Source organism: Streptomyces sp. NPDC051183, from assembly GCF_040682455.1.
In the GTDB taxonomy this organism is placed as follows: Bacteria; Actinomycetota; Actinomycetes; order Streptomycetales; family Streptomycetaceae; genus Streptomyces.
This window is the reverse complement of the sequence record NZ_JBFBBA010000061.1, coordinates 1-16,246: the sequence shown is the minus strand read 5'-3', so window position 1 is coordinate 16,246 and position 16,246 is coordinate 1. Positions and strand designations below refer to the sequence as shown.

Annotated in this window: 15 protein-coding genes; 10 read left to right on the top strand and 5 right to left on the bottom strand. The window is 70.6% G+C overall.

The features are described from left to right. Positions 1–9: 9 nt before the first annotated feature. Positions 10–633 carry a LysE/ArgO family amino acid transporter gene (locus AB0M99_RS34255; protein ID WP_365927524.1) on the top strand — a complete coding sequence of 208 codons (624 nt, stop codon included), beginning with the start codon at positions 10–12 and terminating at the stop codon, positions 631–633. A 78-nt stretch (positions 634–711) separates the two neighbouring features. Further along, a complete protein-coding gene (locus tag AB0M99_RS34250) occupies positions 712–1,758 on the top strand; it encodes an NUDIX hydrolase (RefSeq protein WP_365927522.1) in 1,047 nt (348 codons plus the stop codon). A 121-nt stretch (positions 1,759–1,879) separates the two neighbouring features. On the opposite strand, the gene AB0M99_RS34245 is transcribed toward AB0M99_RS34250, so the two are convergent. Beyond that, on the bottom strand, positions 1,880–3,325 hold the full coding sequence (locus tag AB0M99_RS34245; protein WP_365927520.1) for a glyceraldehyde-3-phosphate dehydrogenase: 1,446 nt from the start codon (positions 3,323–3,325) through the stop codon (positions 1,880–1,882). Between the two features lie 254 nt (positions 3,326–3,579). Here AB0M99_RS34245 and AB0M99_RS34240 point away from each other — a divergent pair, with 254 nt between their 5' ends. Further along, positions 3,580–3,915, top strand: coding sequence for a metalloregulator ArsR/SmtB family transcription factor (locus AB0M99_RS34240; RefSeq protein ID WP_365927518.1), 336 nt, complete (start codon positions 3,580–3,582; stop codon positions 3,913–3,915). Between the two features lie 36 nt (positions 3,916–3,951). On the opposite strand, the gene AB0M99_RS34235 is transcribed toward AB0M99_RS34240, so the two are convergent. Continuing rightward, on the bottom strand, positions 3,952–4,311 hold the full coding sequence (locus AB0M99_RS34235; protein WP_365927516.1) for a zinc ribbon domain-containing protein YjdM: 360 nt from the start codon (positions 4,309–4,311) through the stop codon (positions 3,952–3,954). Positions 4,312–4,457: 146 nt separating this feature from the next. Continuing rightward, positions 4,458–5,846 (bottom strand): NAD(P)-binding domain-containing protein, encoded by a 1,389-nt coding sequence (locus AB0M99_RS34230; protein ID WP_365927514.1) that lies wholly within the window; start codon positions 5,844–5,846, stop codon positions 4,458–4,460. 88 nt (positions 5,847–5,934) lie between these two features. Between AB0M99_RS34230 and AB0M99_RS34225 the strand changes: the two genes are divergently transcribed. After that, the gene (locus tag AB0M99_RS34225; protein ID WP_053625568.1) at positions 5,935–6,297 is read left to right on the top strand and encodes a metalloregulator ArsR/SmtB family transcription factor; all 363 of its coding nucleotides are present in this window, start codon (positions 5,935–5,937) and stop codon (positions 6,295–6,297) included. Next, positions 6,294–6,788 (top strand): N-acetyltransferase family protein, encoded by a 495-nt coding sequence (locus tag AB0M99_RS34220; RefSeq protein ID WP_365927512.1) that lies wholly within the window; start codon positions 6,294–6,296, stop codon positions 6,786–6,788. The genes AB0M99_RS34225 and AB0M99_RS34220 overlap by 4 nt, the downstream gene beginning before the upstream one ends. Here the strand turns inward: AB0M99_RS34220 and AB0M99_RS34215 are convergent. Beyond that, entirely contained in the window at positions 6,781–7,596 is an 816-nt protein-coding gene (locus AB0M99_RS34215) for an aquaporin (RefSeq protein WP_365927510.1), read from the bottom strand. The two genes, AB0M99_RS34220 and AB0M99_RS34215, sit on opposite strands and share 8 nt — an antisense overlap. A gap of 46 nt (positions 7,597–7,642) precedes the next feature. Further along, positions 7,643–7,957, bottom strand: coding sequence for a metalloregulator ArsR/SmtB family transcription factor (locus AB0M99_RS34210; protein ID WP_365927508.1), 315 nt, complete (start codon positions 7,955–7,957; stop codon positions 7,643–7,645). An 82-nt stretch (positions 7,958–8,039) separates the two neighbouring features. Here AB0M99_RS34210 and AB0M99_RS34205 point away from each other — a divergent pair, with 82 nt between their 5' ends. The 5 genes from AB0M99_RS34205 (at position 8,040) to AB0M99_RS34185 (ending at position 16,090) form a co-directional block, all read left to right on the top strand. Further along, positions 8,040–8,453: an arsenate reductase ArsC gene (locus AB0M99_RS34205; protein WP_365927506.1), complete on the top strand. Its 414-nt coding sequence runs from the start codon at positions 8,040–8,042 to the stop codon at positions 8,451–8,453. 352 nt (positions 8,454–8,805) lie between these two features. Continuing rightward, on the top strand, positions 8,806–8,976 hold the full coding sequence (rpmF, locus tag AB0M99_RS34200; protein ID WP_365927504.1) for a 50S ribosomal protein L32: 171 nt from the start codon (positions 8,806–8,808) through the stop codon (positions 8,974–8,976). 7 nt (positions 8,977–8,983) lie between these two features. After that, the gene (locus AB0M99_RS34195) at positions 8,984–10,153 is read left to right on the top strand and encodes a GTP-binding protein (protein WP_365927502.1); all 1,170 of its coding nucleotides are present in this window, start codon (positions 8,984–8,986) and stop codon (positions 10,151–10,153) included. Positions 10,154–10,855: 702 nt separating this feature from the next. Beyond that, the gene (locus AB0M99_RS34190) at positions 10,856–15,457 is read left to right on the top strand and encodes a hypothetical protein (RefSeq protein WP_365927500.1); all 4,602 of its coding nucleotides are present in this window, start codon (positions 10,856–10,858) and stop codon (positions 15,455–15,457) included. 261 nt (positions 15,458–15,718) lie between these two features. Then, positions 15,719–16,090 carry a hypothetical protein gene (locus AB0M99_RS34185; RefSeq protein WP_365927498.1) on the top strand — a complete coding sequence of 124 codons (372 nt, stop codon included), beginning with the start codon at positions 15,719–15,721 and terminating at the stop codon, positions 16,088–16,090. The last annotated feature ends 156 nt before the right edge of the window (positions 16,091–16,246 follow it).

Below are 16,246 nucleotides of genomic sequence, written 5' to 3'. Positions count from 1 at the left end.
GTCGAAGACATGACACACGGCATCATCACGGCGGGCCTCGCCGGCTTCGGAACCGGACTCTCCCTCATCGTCGCCATCGGCGCACAGAACGCGTTCGTGCTGCGCCAGGGCGCCCGCCGCCACTCGGTACTCGCCGTGGTAGCCATCTGCGCGCTCTCCGACGCCCTCCTCATCGCCCTCGGCGTGGCCGGCGTCGGCGCCTTCGTCACGGCCTGGCCGCCCGCCCTGACCCTCGTCGGCCTCCTCGGCGGCGGGTTCCTGATCTGCTACGGGGTCCTCGCCGCCCGCCGGGTGCTGCGGCCCGCGCCCGGCGCCGCCCTCAGCAGCCAGGGCGCGGACGCCGGGTCCGCCCGCCGGGCCGTGCTGACCTGCCTGGCCATGACCTGGCTCAACCCGCACGTCTACCTGGACACCGTGCTGCTCCTCGGCTCCCTGGCCGCCGACCGGGGCGACCTGCGCTGGGCCTTCGGCATCGGGGCCGGGCTGGCCAGCCTGACCTGGTTCAGCAGCCTCGGCTACGGCGCCCGCCTGCTCAGCGGACTGCTCTCGCGCCCCTCGGCCTGGCGGGTGCTCGACGGCTTCGTGGCGGCGACCATGGTCACGATGGGCGGACTGCTCCTCGTACGGGCGTGACGCCTTACGAGGTGCGACCGGCGGGGTAGGGATCCCCCGCGCCCCAGGTCGTGTCGTCGAAGTCCCCAGGAGCCGCAGGTGCCCGACCGCCCCACCCCCGAAGCGGAGCGCGCGTACTACGCCGCCCGCCCGGCCCCGCTCGTCGCAGCCACCGGGGTGGTCCTGGACTGCCGCGGGCGGGTCCTCGTACTGACCCCGTCGTACAAGGACGGCCTGGAGCTGCCCGGCGGCACCGTCGAGGACACCGAGACACCGGAGGAGGGCCTGGCCCGCGAGCTCAAGGAGGAGCTGGACCTGAGCGTGCCGGTCGGCCGGCTGCTCGCCGTCGACTCCCGGCCGCCGGGCTCCCTGGGCCGGTCCCTCGTCGCCCACGTGCACCTGGTCGGCCCCCTCACGCCCGAGCAGGCCGCCGCGATCTCCTTCGCGGACGGCGAGGTCGCCGAGGCCCGCTGGCTCGCCCCGGAGGAGGCCTGCGGGGCCCTGCCCGCCCGGGTCGCGCCCCGGCTGCGCGCCGCCCTGGCCGCCCTGTACGCCGGCTCCCTCGCCCACCTGGTCGACGGCGTGCCCCAGCCCGGCTCCCCGGCCGGACTCGCCCCGGACCGCCGTACGGCCCTGGAGCACGCGGGCGCCTACGGCTCCGCGGACCACCGGGCCGCCCGCCCCAAGGCGCTCACCGCGGCGAGCGTGCTGTTCACCGACGCCGCGGGCGCGGTGCTGCTGGTCCAGCCGGGGTACGGGAACCCGGCCCGCTGGCACCTGCCGGGCGGCGGCATCGACAGCGACCTGGGCGAGACCCCGCGCGCCGCCGCCCGCCGGGAGGTCCGGGAGGAGCTGGGCCTCGACCTCGCGCCGGGGCGCCTGCTCGCCGTCAACTGGTCGCACCGCAGCGGCCGTCCGGCGCGCATCCGCTTCCTCTACGACGGCGGCATCCTCGACGCGTCCGCCCTGGCCCGGATCCGCCTGCCCGCCTCGGAGCTCCTCCAGTGGCGGGCGGTGCCCCGGGCCGAGCTGGCCGGCGTCACCAAGCCGGCCCTGCGCCGCCAGATCAAGGCCTGCCTCACCGCGCGCACCACCGGCGCGGGACCCCTCGAACTGCACGCCGGCCGCCTGGTCGCGAGCCCCTGAGCCGGTCACCGATGCCTGCGGGTACGCGAAGACGGCGTGGCGCACGCGGTAGGTCCGGGACGCGCGAAAGGCCGTCCTCCCCCTGAGGGGAGAACGGCCTTTCACCTGCCTGGTACGGGGATCAGACCGCCGGCACCGGGTAGGTGGGGTACTCCACGCCGGACACGTGCTGGACCACGCGGATGACCTGGCACGAGTAGCCGAACTCGTTGTCGTACCAGAGGTAGAGGATCGCGTTGTCGCCGTCGACCTTGGTGGCGCCCGCGTCCACGATCGAGGAGTGGCGGGATCCGACGAAGTCCATGGAGACGGCGTCGGGCGCGGTCGTGAAGTCGATCTGGCGCTTGAGCGGCGAGTGCAGCGAGACGTCGCGGAGGTAGTCAAGGACTTCCTCGCGGGTGGTCTCGCGGCCCAGGCGCAGGCTCAGGATGGCGATCGAGACGTCCGGGACGGGGACGCGGATCGAGCTGCCGGTGATCGGCGCCTTCAGGTCGGGCAGCGCCTTGGCGACGGCCGAGGCGGCGCCGGTCTCGGTGATGACCATGTTGAGCGGCGCGGAGCGGCCGCGGCGGTCGGCCTTGTGGTAGTTGTCCAGGAGGTTCTGGTCGTTCGTGAACGAGTGGACGGTCTCCACGTGGCCGCGCAGCACGCCGTACTCGTCGTCCATGGCCTTCAGCGGCGGGACGATCGCGTTGGTGGTGCAGGACGCGCAGGACAGGATCTGCTCGTCGGGCTTGATCGTGTCGTGGTTGACGCCGTGCACGATGTTCGGGACGTCGCCCTTGCCCGGAGCGGTCAGGACGACCTTGTCGATGCCGGGGCGCAGGTGCTTGGAGAGGCCCTCGCGGTCGCGCCACTTGCCCGTGTTGTCGATGAGGATGGCGTCCTTGATGCCGTACGCCGTGTAGTCGACCTCGGACGGGTCGTTCGCGTAGATCACCTTGATGCTGTTGCCGTTGGCGACGATCGTGCTGTTCGCCTCGTCCACGGTGATGGTGCCCTGGAACTGGCCGTGGATGGAGTCGCGGCGCAGCAGCGAGGCGCGCTTGACGAGGTCGGCCTCGCCGCCGCCGCGTACGACGATGGCGCGCAGGCGCAGGCCGTTGCCGGAGCCGGCCTTCTCGATCAGCAGACGGGCGACGAGGCGGCCGATGCGGCCGAAGCCGTAGAGGACGACGTCGCGGCCGTCGCTGCGCTCGATCTTGTTCTCACCCGTGGCGCCGGAGACGGCCTGGGCGGTGAACTCCTCCACCGAGAGACCGCGGTCGTCGGTCTTGTACGTGGCGGCGAGCATGCCGATGTCGATCTGGGAGGGACCGAGATCGAGCGCGGTGAGAGCCTGCAGGAACGGCAGGGTCTCGGTGACCGAGAGCTCCTCGCCGTCGATCTGCCGGGCGAATCGGTGGGTCTTGAGGATGCTGACCACCGACTTGTTCACCAAGGAGCGGCTGTGGAGCAGGATCGTTACGTCCCGCTCCCGGTGCATCTTCCCGATGATCGGGATCATCGACTCCGCGATCTCCTCGCGGTTTTTCCAGTTGGTGAACGAGTCCTCGTTGACAGTCACAGGTTTATCTTTCGAGCTAGGCGGCGCTCATATGCTAACCCCACCCCGCTCCGGGCACTCAAGCGGCCCCGCGAGGGAAGAAGGGCCCGCTTTCGGGGGCCTGAACGTCACGAGGTCGCCCACCGGGTCCCGGGAGTTGCAGGGATCTGCAATTGTGGAGGTCACAAGGCGTGAGGAGGGGCGAGCGGACGCCCCTGCGAAGGAACGGCTCCGGGCGGATGGATGCGATGGGCAGTCAAGGCGGAGGTACCCAGGTGAGCACACCGCTGTACCAGCTCAAGGCGGAGTTCTTCAAGACGCTGGGCCACCCGGTGCGCATCCGCGTCCTGGAGCTGCTGTCCGTACGCGAGCACGCCGTCGCCGAGATGCTGCCCGAGGTCGGGGTGGAGGCAGCGAGCCTCTCGCAGCAGCTCGCCGTCCTGCGCAAGGCGAACCTGGTGGTCACCCGCCGCGAGGGCTCCAACGTCTACTACAGCCTCACCCACCCCCAGATCGCCGAGCTCCTGCGGGTCGCCCGCGGCATCCTCTCCGGCGTCCTGGAGGGCCAGGCCGAACTCCTGGCGGACCTCCGCGCCACCAGCCACCCGTAGCCGACCGGGCCACCCGGCCACCCGGCCCCCGACGGCTCAGGCCTTCTTGACCACGCTCGACTTGAGCTGCATGGCGCCGAAGCCGTCGATCTTGCAGTCGATGTCGTGGCCGTCCACCCCGTCGACCAGTCGGATGTTGCGCACCTTGGTGCCCGCCTTGATCCCCGACGGGCTGCCCTTGACCTTGAGGGCCTTGACCACGGTCACGGTGTCGCCGTCGTTCAGGACGTTCCCGACGGCGTCCTTGACCACGCGCTCACCGGAGGCGCCCGCGTCATCCGCCCCTGCCGCGGCGGGCACCCACTCGTGGGCGCACTCCGGGCAGACCATCAGAGCGTTCATCTCGTAGGTGTACTCGCTGGAGCACTTCGGGCACGGGGGCAGGCTCGCCGTCATCTGTTCTGTCCTAGCTCGGTGCGTACGCGCAGGGCCCTGGAGGCGCCGGCACGGTGTGCCGATCAGGATATCCGAATTGCAAACTTCTGTAATTCGATACACCGCGAGGCGCGCGGCCGCGCCGGCCTGGGCGTGGGCCGCGGTGGTCAGCAGCCGCCGGAGGAGGCGGGGGCTCCGACGGTGAGGGTGGCCGGGGCGGCGCAGCAGCCGCCGCCGGGCTCCGCGGCGGCCTCGGGCTGGTCGAAGAGGCCCGCGCCGCCGCAGACTCCGGTCTCGGGGAGGGTGAGTTCGACGCGCTCGGCACCCTCCCGGTCACCGGCGAGGGCGGCGGCGACGGAGCGGACCTGCTCGTAGCCGGTCATGGCGAGGAAGGTCGGGGCGCGGCCGTAGGACTTCATGCCGACAAGGTAGACGTCCTTCTCCGGGTGGGAGAGCTCGCCCGCGCCGTGCGGGTAGACGGTGCCGCAGGAGTGCTGGTTGGGGTCGATCAGCGGGGCGAGCTCGACCGGGGCCTGGAGGCGCTCGTCGAGGCCGAGGCGGAGCTCGCCGAGGAAGCCGAGGTCGGGGCGGAAGCCGGTGAGGACGATGACCTCGTCGACCGGGTCCAGGCGGCGGCCGTCCTCGCCGGCGAGGACCAGGCGGCCGTCCGCGGTCTTCTCGACGGCGTCGGTGCGGAAGCCGGTGACCGCGTCGGCATAGCCGCCGTCGACGGCGGCCTTGGCGGCGAGGCCCAGCGCCCCGCGGGCGGGCAGCTGGTCGGCGGCGCCGCCGCCGAAGGTGGAGCCGCCGATGCCGCGACGGAGGATCCAGGTCGCGTGCGTCCCCGTGCCGTCGTCCGCCTTGGCGAGCTCGGCGAGGTAGGCCAGCGCGGTGAAGGCGGAGGCGCCCGAGCCGATCACGGCGGTGCGCTTGCCGGCGTAGCGGGTGCGGACGGCGGGGTCCTTGAGGTCGGGGACGCGGTAGGTGATGCGGTCGGCCGCGCTCTTCTCGCCGAGTGCGTGCAGGCCACTGCCGCCGGCCGGGCTGGGGGTGGACCAGGTTCCGGAGGCGTCGACGACGGCGCGGGCGAAGATCCGCTCCTCGCGGCCCTCGGGGCCGGTGAGGTGCACGACGAAGGGCTGGGCCTCGCGGTCGGCGTCGACGATGCGGTCGCGTCCGGCCCGGGAGACGCCGGTGACGGTCGCGTGGTAGCGGACGCGGTCGCCGAGGACGTCGGCCAGGGGCTGGAGGTAGAGCTCGGCCCAGTCGCCGCCGGACGGGTACGCGGCACCGTCCGGCTTCACCCAGCCGGTGGGGGCGAGGAGCTTCTCGGCCTGGGGGTCGACGACCTCGGACCAGGTGGAGAAGAGGCGTACGTGCGACCAGTCGCGCACGGCGGACGCGGCGGCCGGTCCGGCCTCCAGGACCAGGGGCTCGATGCCCCGCTCGATGAGTCGGGCGGCCGCGGCAAGTCCGATCGGGCCGGCGCCGATCACGACGACGGGCAGGGCTTCGGTGGATGCGTTCACGGCGGGGCTCCCCAGTTGATTCGACATCTGTCGATGTGCTGACGCCTCCAGCGTGGACCCTGTATCGACGTTCGTCAACATAGACATCCGTCGAAATTTCTCCGATGATGGGGGCATGACTACGAAGGTGCTGCCGCTGCTGGAGCCCGAGGCCGTGGCGGCGTGCTGCCCGCCGCTGTCCGAGCGCCCGCTGACGGCCGAGGAGGCCGAGCGGACAGCCGTCATGTTCAAGGCGCTGGGCGATCCGGTGCGCCTGCGGCTGTTCTCGCTGGTCGCCTCGCACGAGGGTGGCGAGGCGTGCGTGTGCGACATCTCCGACGTGGGCGTCTCCCAGCCGACGGTCTCCCACCACCTGAAGAAGCTGCGCGAGGCCGGCCTGCTCTCCTCCGAGCGGCGCGGCACCTGGGTGTACTACCGGGTCGAGCCCTCGGTGCTCGCCGCCATGGGACAGCTGCTGACCCGAGCGGCCGCCGCGTGAGCATCACGATCGAGCCGCTGACCGCGGCGCACGCGGATGAGGTCCTGTCGATCTACCGGGCGGGCATCGACGAGGGCAACGCCACCTTCGAGACCCTGGCCCCGACGTGGGAGCTGTTCGAGGCGGGCAAGCTGCCGGAGCACCGCTTCGCCGCCGTCGGCGAGGACGGCAAGGTCCTCGGCTGGGTGGCGGCGAGCGCGGTCTCGGACCGGTGCGCGTACGCGGGCGTGGTGGAGCACTCCGTCTACGTCGATCCCGCCGCCCGCGGCCGAGGCATCGCCCGGCAGCTCCTCGCGGCGCTGATCGGCTCGACGGAGTCGGCGGGGATCTGGACGATCCAGTCCGGCATCTTCCCCGAGAACAGCGCCAGCCTCGCCCTCCACCAGCGGGCCGGATTCCGCATCATCGGCACCCGCGAGCGCATCGGCCGCCACCGCGGCGTGTGGCGCGACGTGCTCCTGCTGGAACGCCGCAGCCCGAAGGTCAGCTGACCCCGCCCTCCCCCTTGACGTCCACGTCGCTCTTGCCGTCCTCGCCGCGCATGAAGATGACCGCCACGAGCGCCAGGCCCACGACCACGCCGACCAGCTGCATGCCGATGAAGCCGGCGACGGAGGACGGGGCGATGCCCGCGAACGTGTCGGTGAAGGCGCGGCCGATGGTCACGGCCGGGTTGGCGAAGGACGTGGAGGAGGTGAACCAGTACGCGGCGCCGATGTACGAGGCCACGGCGACCGGGGCGAAGCGGAGGCGGTCCGTGCGCGCGAGGCCGAAGATCAGCAGGATCAGGCCCGCCGTGGCGACGACTTCGCCGAGGAGGAGGTTCCCGGCGGAGCGGTCGCGCTGAGACCACTTCACCAGCGGCTCGCCGAACATCGCGTCCGCCAGGATCGCGCCCGCGATCGCTCCGGCGATCTGCGAGGGGACGTACACGGCCAGCTCGCGGGCGTTCACGCCCGGGCCGCCGCGGCGGGCGGTCCACCACTCGGCCAGGGTGACGGCGGGGTTGAAATGGGCGCCGGAGACCGGGCCGAGGAGCGCGATCAGCACGCCGAGGCCGAACACCGTGGCGGTGGAGTTGGCCAGCAGCTGGAGGGCGACGTCCTGGGTCAGCTCGGTGGCCTGGATGCCGGAGCCGACCACGACGGCCACCAGGGCGGCCGTGCCGACCAGTTCGGCGGCGGCCCGGGCGATCAGCGGGGTACGGGGCGGGGTCGCACCGGGCGCGGGCCGGGGCGCGTCGGCGGCTACGACGGACTCCGCTGCGGGGGCGGCGGCGACGGGCTCGGTGACGGACAACGGCTCTCCTCGGGCAGGTGAGGCAGGGCGGAAGAGGCCGCGAAGGCTATGGGCAGGACCGCTTGAGGTTCGCTCCGGCGGTGGCACGCGCGGCCTGGGCGAGGTCGGCGAACTGACCGGCGAGGGCTTCGATGACTTCCGGACGCAGGCGGTAGTAGGTGAACCTCCCGCAGGGCTCCGTATCCACGACCCCCGCCTCCCGCAGCACCTTCAGGTGGTTGGAGAGGTTCGTCTGCTTGGCGCCCGTCTCCTCCACGAGGTGGGTGGTGCACAGCGTCTCGCGGGCGAGCAGGGTCACGATCCGGAGCCTGAGCGGGTCGGCCAGAACCCGGATCAGATCAGTGTCGACTGACGTCATCATGGGCTGATACTGTCACATCAGTGGGAGCTGACTCCATCCGGCGCTGATGCGTCCGCATTTCCGTCCCGAGAAGAGACCCGCCGTGTCCGACAAGCCTTCCGTGCTGTTCGTCTGCGTCCACAACGCCGGCCGCTCCCAGATGGCCGCCGCCTGGCTGTCCCACCTCGCCGGCGACCGCGTCGAGGTCCACTCGGCGGGCTCCGCTCCCGCCGACTCGGTCAACCCGGCCGCCGTCGAGGCCATGCGCGAGGTCGGCATCGACATGTCCGCCGAGACCCCGAAGATCCTCACCGTCGACGCGGTCAAGGCCTCCGACGTGTGCATCACCATGGGCTGCGGCGACACCTGCCCCGTCTTCCCCGGCAAGCGCTACCTGGACTGGAAGCTGGAGGACCCGGCCGGCCAGGGCGTCGAGGCCGTGCGCCCGATCCGTGACGAGATCAAGAAGCTCGTCGAGGACCTGATCGCGGAGATCGCCCCGCAGCCGGCGGCGTGAGCGCACCGGGCGGGCGCACGCACCACGACGGCAGCGTGCCTCCACCCGTCGATGCCGACGCTCAGAGGTCCGGACGAATCCCCTGCGGGCACCCGGCGCCTTTCCCCGAAGGTGGAGCCGCGCCGTAGCAGGCCGGGGCGGCCACCAGCGAGGATGCCCGCCATGACCACTGACCGGAGCCTCGCCACCCTCCGCTCGACGCACTCGGCACCCATGGTGTTCGGCGCGGGCGCGGCCATCCTCAACGCTTCCGCGTTCAAGCTGGCCTGTCACGGCTGAGACGCTATTGATAATGGAATCCATTTCCAGGTAGTGTCGTCGGCGACGCCCCGACGCACCCCAGGAGACCCCCATGGCCGTCCCCAAGCGGAAGATGTCCCGCAGCAACACCCGTCACCGCCGCGCCCAGTGGAAGGCCGCCACGCCGCAGCTCGTCCCGGTCACGGTCGACGGTTCCGTGCACCAGGTGCCGCAGCGCCTGGTGAAGGCGTACGCGCGCGGCCTGCTCCGCCCCGAGGGCTGAGCCGCTCATGACGACGTACGGCCGACTGCCCGTGACCGTCCTGTCCGGGTTCCTCGGTGCCGGGAAGACCACCCTGCTCAATCACATCCTCGGCAACCGCGACGGGCTGAGGGTCGCGGTCATCGTCAACGACATGAGCGAGGTCAACATCGACGCCGCGCTCGTCCGCGGCGGCGAGGCCGCCCTGTCGCGCACCGAGGAACGCCTGGTCGAGATGACCAACGGCTGCATCTGCTGCACCCTGCGCGACGATCTGCTGGAAGAGGTCGACCGCCTGGCCCGCGAGGGTCGCTTCGACCACCTGCTCATCGAGTCCAGCGGCATCTCCGAGCCCATGCCCGTCGCCGCCACCTTCTCGTTCCCCCGCGACGACGGCGCCACCCTCGGCGACCTCGCCCGGCTCGACACCATGGTCACCGTCGTCGACGCGGCGAACTTCCTGCCGGAACTCGCCGGCGGCGACGAGCTCGCCGCGCGCGGCCTCGACCAGTACGAGAACGACGAACGCACCGTCAGCGACCTCCTGATGGACCAGATCGAGTTCGCGGACGTCATCGTCCTCAACAAGCTCGACCTGGTCGGACCGGACCAGGCCGCACAACTGCGCGCCACACTCACGCGCCTCAACCCCGAGGCCCGGATCGTGCCGACCGTACGCGGCCGGGTAGCCCTCGAACACGTCCTGGGCACCGGCCTGTTCGACATCGAACGGGCCCGGCAGGCTCCCGGCTGGGTCAAGGAGATCAACGGAGACCACGTCCCGGAAACGGAGGAGTACGACATCTCCTCCCTCGTCTTCCGCTCCGACCGCGCCTTCCACCCCGACCGCCTGTGGAGCTTCGTCACCAAGGACCTCGACAGCGGCGCCTTCGGACGGATCCTGCGCTCCAAGGGCTTCTTCCGGCTCGCCAGCCGCCCCCGGATCACGGGCCTGTGGTCACAGGCCGGAGCGGTGGCCCGCTTCGAACCCTCCGGCGCCCTCGGCCCCGACACCACCCAGGGCCAGGAGCTCGTCTTCATCGGCACCGGCCTGCAGCCCGACGCCCTCCGGGCAGCGCTCGAAGCCTGCCTGCTCGACCCCGACGAGCCCGCACCCGCTGATGACGACTTCCCGGCGTGGGAGACCCACGGCACGCCCACCTCGCCAGCACGGAAAAGGCCGTCCTCTCACGTATGAGAGAACGGCCTCCGACCTGCGTAAACGCTGGTCGGGACGACAGGATTTGAACCTGCGACCCCTTGACCCCCAGATGGCTGCGCCAGGGTCACAATCGGGACATGTGGCGCTATTTGAGGGCGGAGAACGTGCATCAATGCGCGTGCCGTGCACCTGCGTGCGGCGGCACTGGTCCCCAACTGGTCCCCAACCAATCGTCACCCCAAGGCGCCACTCGGGAGGTTCGGACGGATTGGGCGGGCCACGCACGCCCTGGGCCCTCAGCCCACTCCCCCAGCCGAGCCGGACCCCCACCCGGCTCAATTGTGACGCTTCTCACTCCCACGGGCGACCTGAAACCGTGATGCAACCGATGACGCGGGCCCCGCGTCGGGCCTGCGTGCAGTAGTCGCCGCGCCGGTCCCTGCGGGCCATCGCCGACACCGAGCAACTGACCACCCCCTAGAAGAGACACGCTCTAGCAGTTGGGTCTGACAATCAGCAGGGGGAGCCGAAGAGTTTCCGCCGCGTTCAAGCCCACGGTGGAGAGGGGCTCACACGCTGGTCACCGGATGCGCTCGCCCCAGCGCGGGCAACGGCCCAGGCGGGGACACCTCGGGGAGGCGGCCGGAGGTTGGCGGAATCACGAAGGTTGTTGATCGGAGAGGCCACGCCACGCCTGAGGATTGTCGCCTGCCATACGGCACTCAGGGGGGAGACAGCGTGGACCATGAGGCGCTCACGTCGGCGGTGCGCAGGCTTTTGGACGATCCGCGCGTGGATCCAGAGCTGGAGGTGTCCGGTACCGAGGAGGCAGCACACGCAGTGCGCCTCCTCGACCAGGGGCTGCGCGAAGGACCGGGGGTCTTCCGCAGAATGGCCGAGGGCGCTCAGCGGGGTGCCGAGACCCTATCGTCAGACCCGCTCCAGGTGCTCTCCGAGTTCGTACAGAACGCCAACGATGCGAGGGCCGGCCAGCTGCGTTTCCTGTGGCGTCCAGGTGTACTGCTGATCGCCCACGACGGCGTCAGCGTACGCATGGGAGATGTCCTACTCCTCGGTATGCCCTGGCTCAGCGGCAAGACCGCCGATGCCCAGAGCACGGGGCGTTTCGGCATCGGGCTGTCAACACTCAGGGCACTCGCAACGACCTGGGAAGTCCACTGCGATCCCTTCCACGTGCGGTTCGCCGATCTCGCCCTGGAACCAGTCGCTCCGCCGGAGCTGCCAGAAGAGATCTCCGGACCCCAATGGACGGTCTTCCGCATCCCTCTGGAGTCGGACGCGCTGCCCGCCTCCCACCTCTTCGAATGGTTCGAGAGCTGGAGCGATGCCTCGCTCCTCTTCCTGCGGCACCTCAAACGACTCGAAGTCTCGGACGGCGAGCGCACCACCGCACTGGCCCTGTCCTGGGAGGACGTGGCACGAGACCGGGTCCCGATCGGCGGCGCGGACACTGACGTGCTGGTGCGACACGCCACTGCGAGTGACGGCGCGGTCTGGCGGGTGTACGAAGCACAGGTCCCGCCGCACCCCGGCTGGGAGCGCCATCACAAGGCCGTTGGGGCCGCGATGCCGGTCGCCGTGGCGCTCCCCTTGCAGCCCCGGGAGCACGGAAGCGTCCACGCCGGCCTGCCCGTCGTACCGCTGAACGCGGCTGCTCGCGTCCACTCCCAATTCGACCCGGTCGCCAGCCGCGAGGGCTTCGCCGACAGTCGCCTGAACCAGCAGCTCGTCCCCTTGGTCGCCGACCTGTGGGAGGCCGGTGTCCGCGACGTACTCGGACGGGTGGACCCGGCTGCCTGGCACCTCGTCCCCCTCCCCTCCCCGGCCGGGGCCACGTCACCGGACCGGCTGCAGGACACGATCCGAGCGGCCCTCCATTCGCGCGCCCGGCAGTCGCTCGCCACGGAGCTCGCCCTGCCGGTCGCGGACGGCGGGCCCGCAGCGCCACTGGCGGAGTTCGCCGTCGAAGAGGCAGCCTTGTCGGGCGTGCTTGACGATGCGGACATCACCCGGCTGTCCGGCGCCCCGTACGCCTTTCCCGCTGCCTCCCGCGACCGGGCGGGCCGCTGGCGTCGGGTTCTCGCGGACTGGCGCTCGGCGGGGGCGGCGGACCTGCGCCCAGAGGTCCGCGTGACGGATGCGCTCGCCCTCTTCGACGAGGCAGACCGTGATGTCACGCGGATCATCCGGCTCGCCGCGGTCGCCCTGGACGCCGGCCATGCCTACGCGTTGGCGCGCAAGCCGTGCGTGGTCACGGCCGACGGACGTCCGCTGCGCCCATCAGCCGACCGGCACGCGTTCGCGGAGGGCACGGGCGAGACCACGGGGGTGCTGGACCACCTCGGTGTCGTGCTCGATCTGCACTGTGCCTACTGGGAGGAGGACCAGTGGTCGAAGAAGGTGGTCGACTGGCTGCGGAGGCAGGGATGGCTGGTCCGGCGGGACGACACGGCTGCCGTGCTGAGGCTCGTCGCTCGGCTCGGTGAGTCAGGCGGATCCCTGCCCTCTGCCGGAGAGAGTGAGGAGACCACTCGCCTTACGTCGCTACAGCGGGCACTTGGTGAGGTACCGAAGAAGCTGCGGGACGAACTCGGGCCGGACATTGGGCGGGCCATCCGGCTGAACGGCTTCATGTTCGATGACCAGGGCGACGAAAAACCCGCCAGAGTGCAGCCTCGCGCCGCCTACCTCTCTTCTGCGCTGGAGAGTGCCGACGGAGATCGGTTCGCGGTGGCGGCCCGTAAGACACCCGGGCTCGTCTGGGTGCACCGCTCCTATGCGCGGTCGTTGCTCTCCGCCGCGCAGAGCAACGGCCTGAGCAGGACAGCCTTCCTCAGGCTGCTCGGCGTAGCAGACGCACCCCGGCTCACACCAGTACCACGCAGTCAGTACCACCACTCCTACTTCAAGCGGTACTCGGCGGACTCTCGCCTCGGTCTGGCACGTGACTGTATGTGGAGCATCCCGGATCGCCGGCGCGCGATGAGCGAGAAGGCCGCCAACTTCACCCTGGACGACCTGATCAGCGCCGATCTCGTCGCCGTCGTGACGAATATCGTGGCCGAGCGAAACGCGGAGGAGCGACGCCGGCGCACGGCCGCGCTGCTGCGTACGCTTGCCGGTCCTGTCACCAGTCCCGACCAGGCCCGCGTTTCGATGGCATTGGCAGACCACAAGTGGGTCGTGAAGGGCGAGACGTCGGCCATGTGGCTGTGGCGGCTACGGGATATTGCCTGGCTGGAGGATGCCGGCGGTGGCCTGTGCAAACCGTCCGAACTCCAGCTCCGCACCCCTGACGCCGAAGCCCTCTACGGGCACGACGACCCTGGGTATCTTCACTCCGCCATCCATCGAGCCCTGGCGACCCGAGTCGAGGTCCTCACGGCCCTCGGCGTCTCTGGCGATCCGGACGTCCCCCGACTCATGGAGCGGCTTCGCGAGCTCCGTGAACGCACTCAGGGGAACGTCGAGGTCGGCGACGACCTCAGGGCCGAGGCCTTGCTCGTGTACCGGGCTCTGGCACGACGCCTGACGGAACGCTCGGTCGACAGCCCGCGCGCGGAGGTCGAGAAACAGATCCGCCACGGGTTCATGGGGGAAGAACTCGTGCTTACCGACCAGGGCTGGATGATGTCGGGTGCATGCTTCCGGGGAACCGCCGTATTGCGCGGGTTCCGCCCCTTCGCGCTCACCGGGTCGGATCTCGACCCGCTGTGGCGGGTGCTCGGCATCAGTGAGCCGGGCACCGAGGACCTCGCCGACGTGCTGAAGGAGATCGCGCAGGCCGGCGGCGCGCCTGATGTCCGGCAGCAGCAGGTGATGCTCAATGCCCTACGCCGCCTGCGGGACCGCGTCGCCTCTGATGACGGACAGGTTCAGCTCGGGCTGCGGAACAAATTGCGCCCACTGCCGCTGTGGACCACGGCCGGGTGGACCAAGACCAGGCCGGTCTTCGCCGTGGACCACTCCGGCCTCGAACGCGCCCTCGCGGAACGGCTGCCTCTCTGGAAACCTGGAGGGGACGTCCAGCAGTTCGCCTCACTGCTCGGCCTGCTACGGGTCACCCCGCTGGACGTCGTCGGCGCGCAAGTCGTCGGCGGACAGCACCTGCCGCCGGACGGCACTCTCACTGAGGACTTCCGCCGTGCCGTCGTCGCCCTCCAGGACCTCCTTGTCCGCGACGAGCCCGAGGTGGCCGAGAACTTCACCGGCTGGACTTGGCTGGCCGCCCTGGAGGTACGGCTCCATCCCGAGCTGCGGATCCGGCTCGCACCGGGCGGCGGGCACGAGCCGATCGAGCTCCCCATCGACGCGCAGATCGACCGCGAACAAGCCACCATCTTCATCCGGTCCGTCGAGGCACTGAGCGCCAAGGGTGGTGCGGGGGCGGCGATCGCTTCCCATTTCGCTACGGAGCGGACCCGTGTTGGGCACCGATGGCGGGATGTATGGGAGGAGGGCCTGGTGGAGACCGTCCGCGAGGACGCCCTCACCTCGACCGAACAGCAGGACCAAGAAGACCGTCAGCGGCTGGACGAGCAGCTGCGCCGACGGGACCAGGAGAAACCGCCCTCCCGTCCAGTGCCATCCGCCCCCGCATCACGCCCCGCGCCGCTACGACCCTCGAACGGCGTACCGGCTCCGCGCCCCGCTTCCGACGCTCCGCCCGCACCCCTGCCGAGCGCACTGCCGCCACCTCCGCGGCCGCAACCGTCGGCACCCGTGCGCCGCCTCGTGGGTGCGGCCGAATTCGACAAGCGGCCCCGCAAAGTCACCCAGACCGGTACTCCGTCACCGCATCCGGGTACGTCGTCGCCATCGAGCCCCGCACGGACCGGCGGAAGCAGACGGCGGCCGCCCTCGCTCCCCCAGCCCCGGCCCGGCGGCGCCTCGCCGCGAGAGCAGTCCTCACCGCTCGGCTACCGGGACCCGGACAAGGAGCGGCTCGTGATCCGAGCCCTACGCCAGATCCTGCGGGAGCAGAGCATCGAACTGGAGGACCAGCGCGGCGTTTCGGGACTTGGGGCGGATGCCTTTGACTCGGCCGGGCGCTACTACGAGATCAAGGCCCACGGCGGCGCCGCCCCGCCAGAACTGACCCTCACGCGTGCCGAATTCGTGCGGGCACTATCCGAAGGGGAAAACTACACCCTGGTCATCGCCTCGCATCTGGAGGAGGGCACCGGGACCCCCACCCTCCGCCTCGTGACCGACCCGGTGAACCGCTTCGAGGTCGAGCCCCCGACGGACGTCAGGCTCAAGGGCATCCGGGACACGGATGTGGACTCCACACTGTACGAGTGGCCCGCTAAGGACTGAGCAGACCTCACCCCGCCCGCAGTCAGCTTGCCTGCGGGCGGGGTAAACAGATCGACCTCGCGGCTCCTGATATTGCCGTAGCCCCCCAGAGGCTGTACGCGATCGGCCTCTCACCGACATGGGCAGCTGGCCCCAAAACCCATCGGTGACCAGCTTTTGGAATGGCTATGTCGGGGCCCTCCAACCTGGCATACGATCCGAATCGAAACACCTGTGACGTGGGGCTGGTTGCAGGTCGTATTCGCTGAGGAGACACATCAGATGTCGTTGGAATCTGTTGACGAGGCCAGTACCGAGGAGCTTCGCCAGATTGAGCGGGAGAAGCGCCGACAGCGACGGCTCGCCCGGGAGAGAGGCGAGATACCTGCTCTTCGGGCTCGTCGCAGAGCAGTCAATCCCGGCGACCTCGGCGTGACAGGTGCTACACCGGATGCCCCGCCTGCACCGTTGGTGCTGCCCGCGCGCCTCGTCACGATCCTGGATCGTGTCGGCGGAGAGGCCGGGGTCGCGGACATGTTCCACGACGTACTCATGCAAGCCGGCGGCCTGAGCGATCCGATGGAGTACGTCGCCAACGCCGTGCGGGAAAGCATCTCCGCCGCGTTCCCGGCCCTCGGCGCCCTCGCCCATTGAGGTGCCCCGAGGTTTCCGGACAGGGACCCAATAGGATCCCTGTATAAGGAAACGAGAGGCGCGACGTGGCACCACCCAGCAAGTACTCGCCGGAGTTCAAGGAAGAAGCGGTCCAGATCGCGCTCCGGTCCAGCAAGACCATCTCGGAGACGGCCC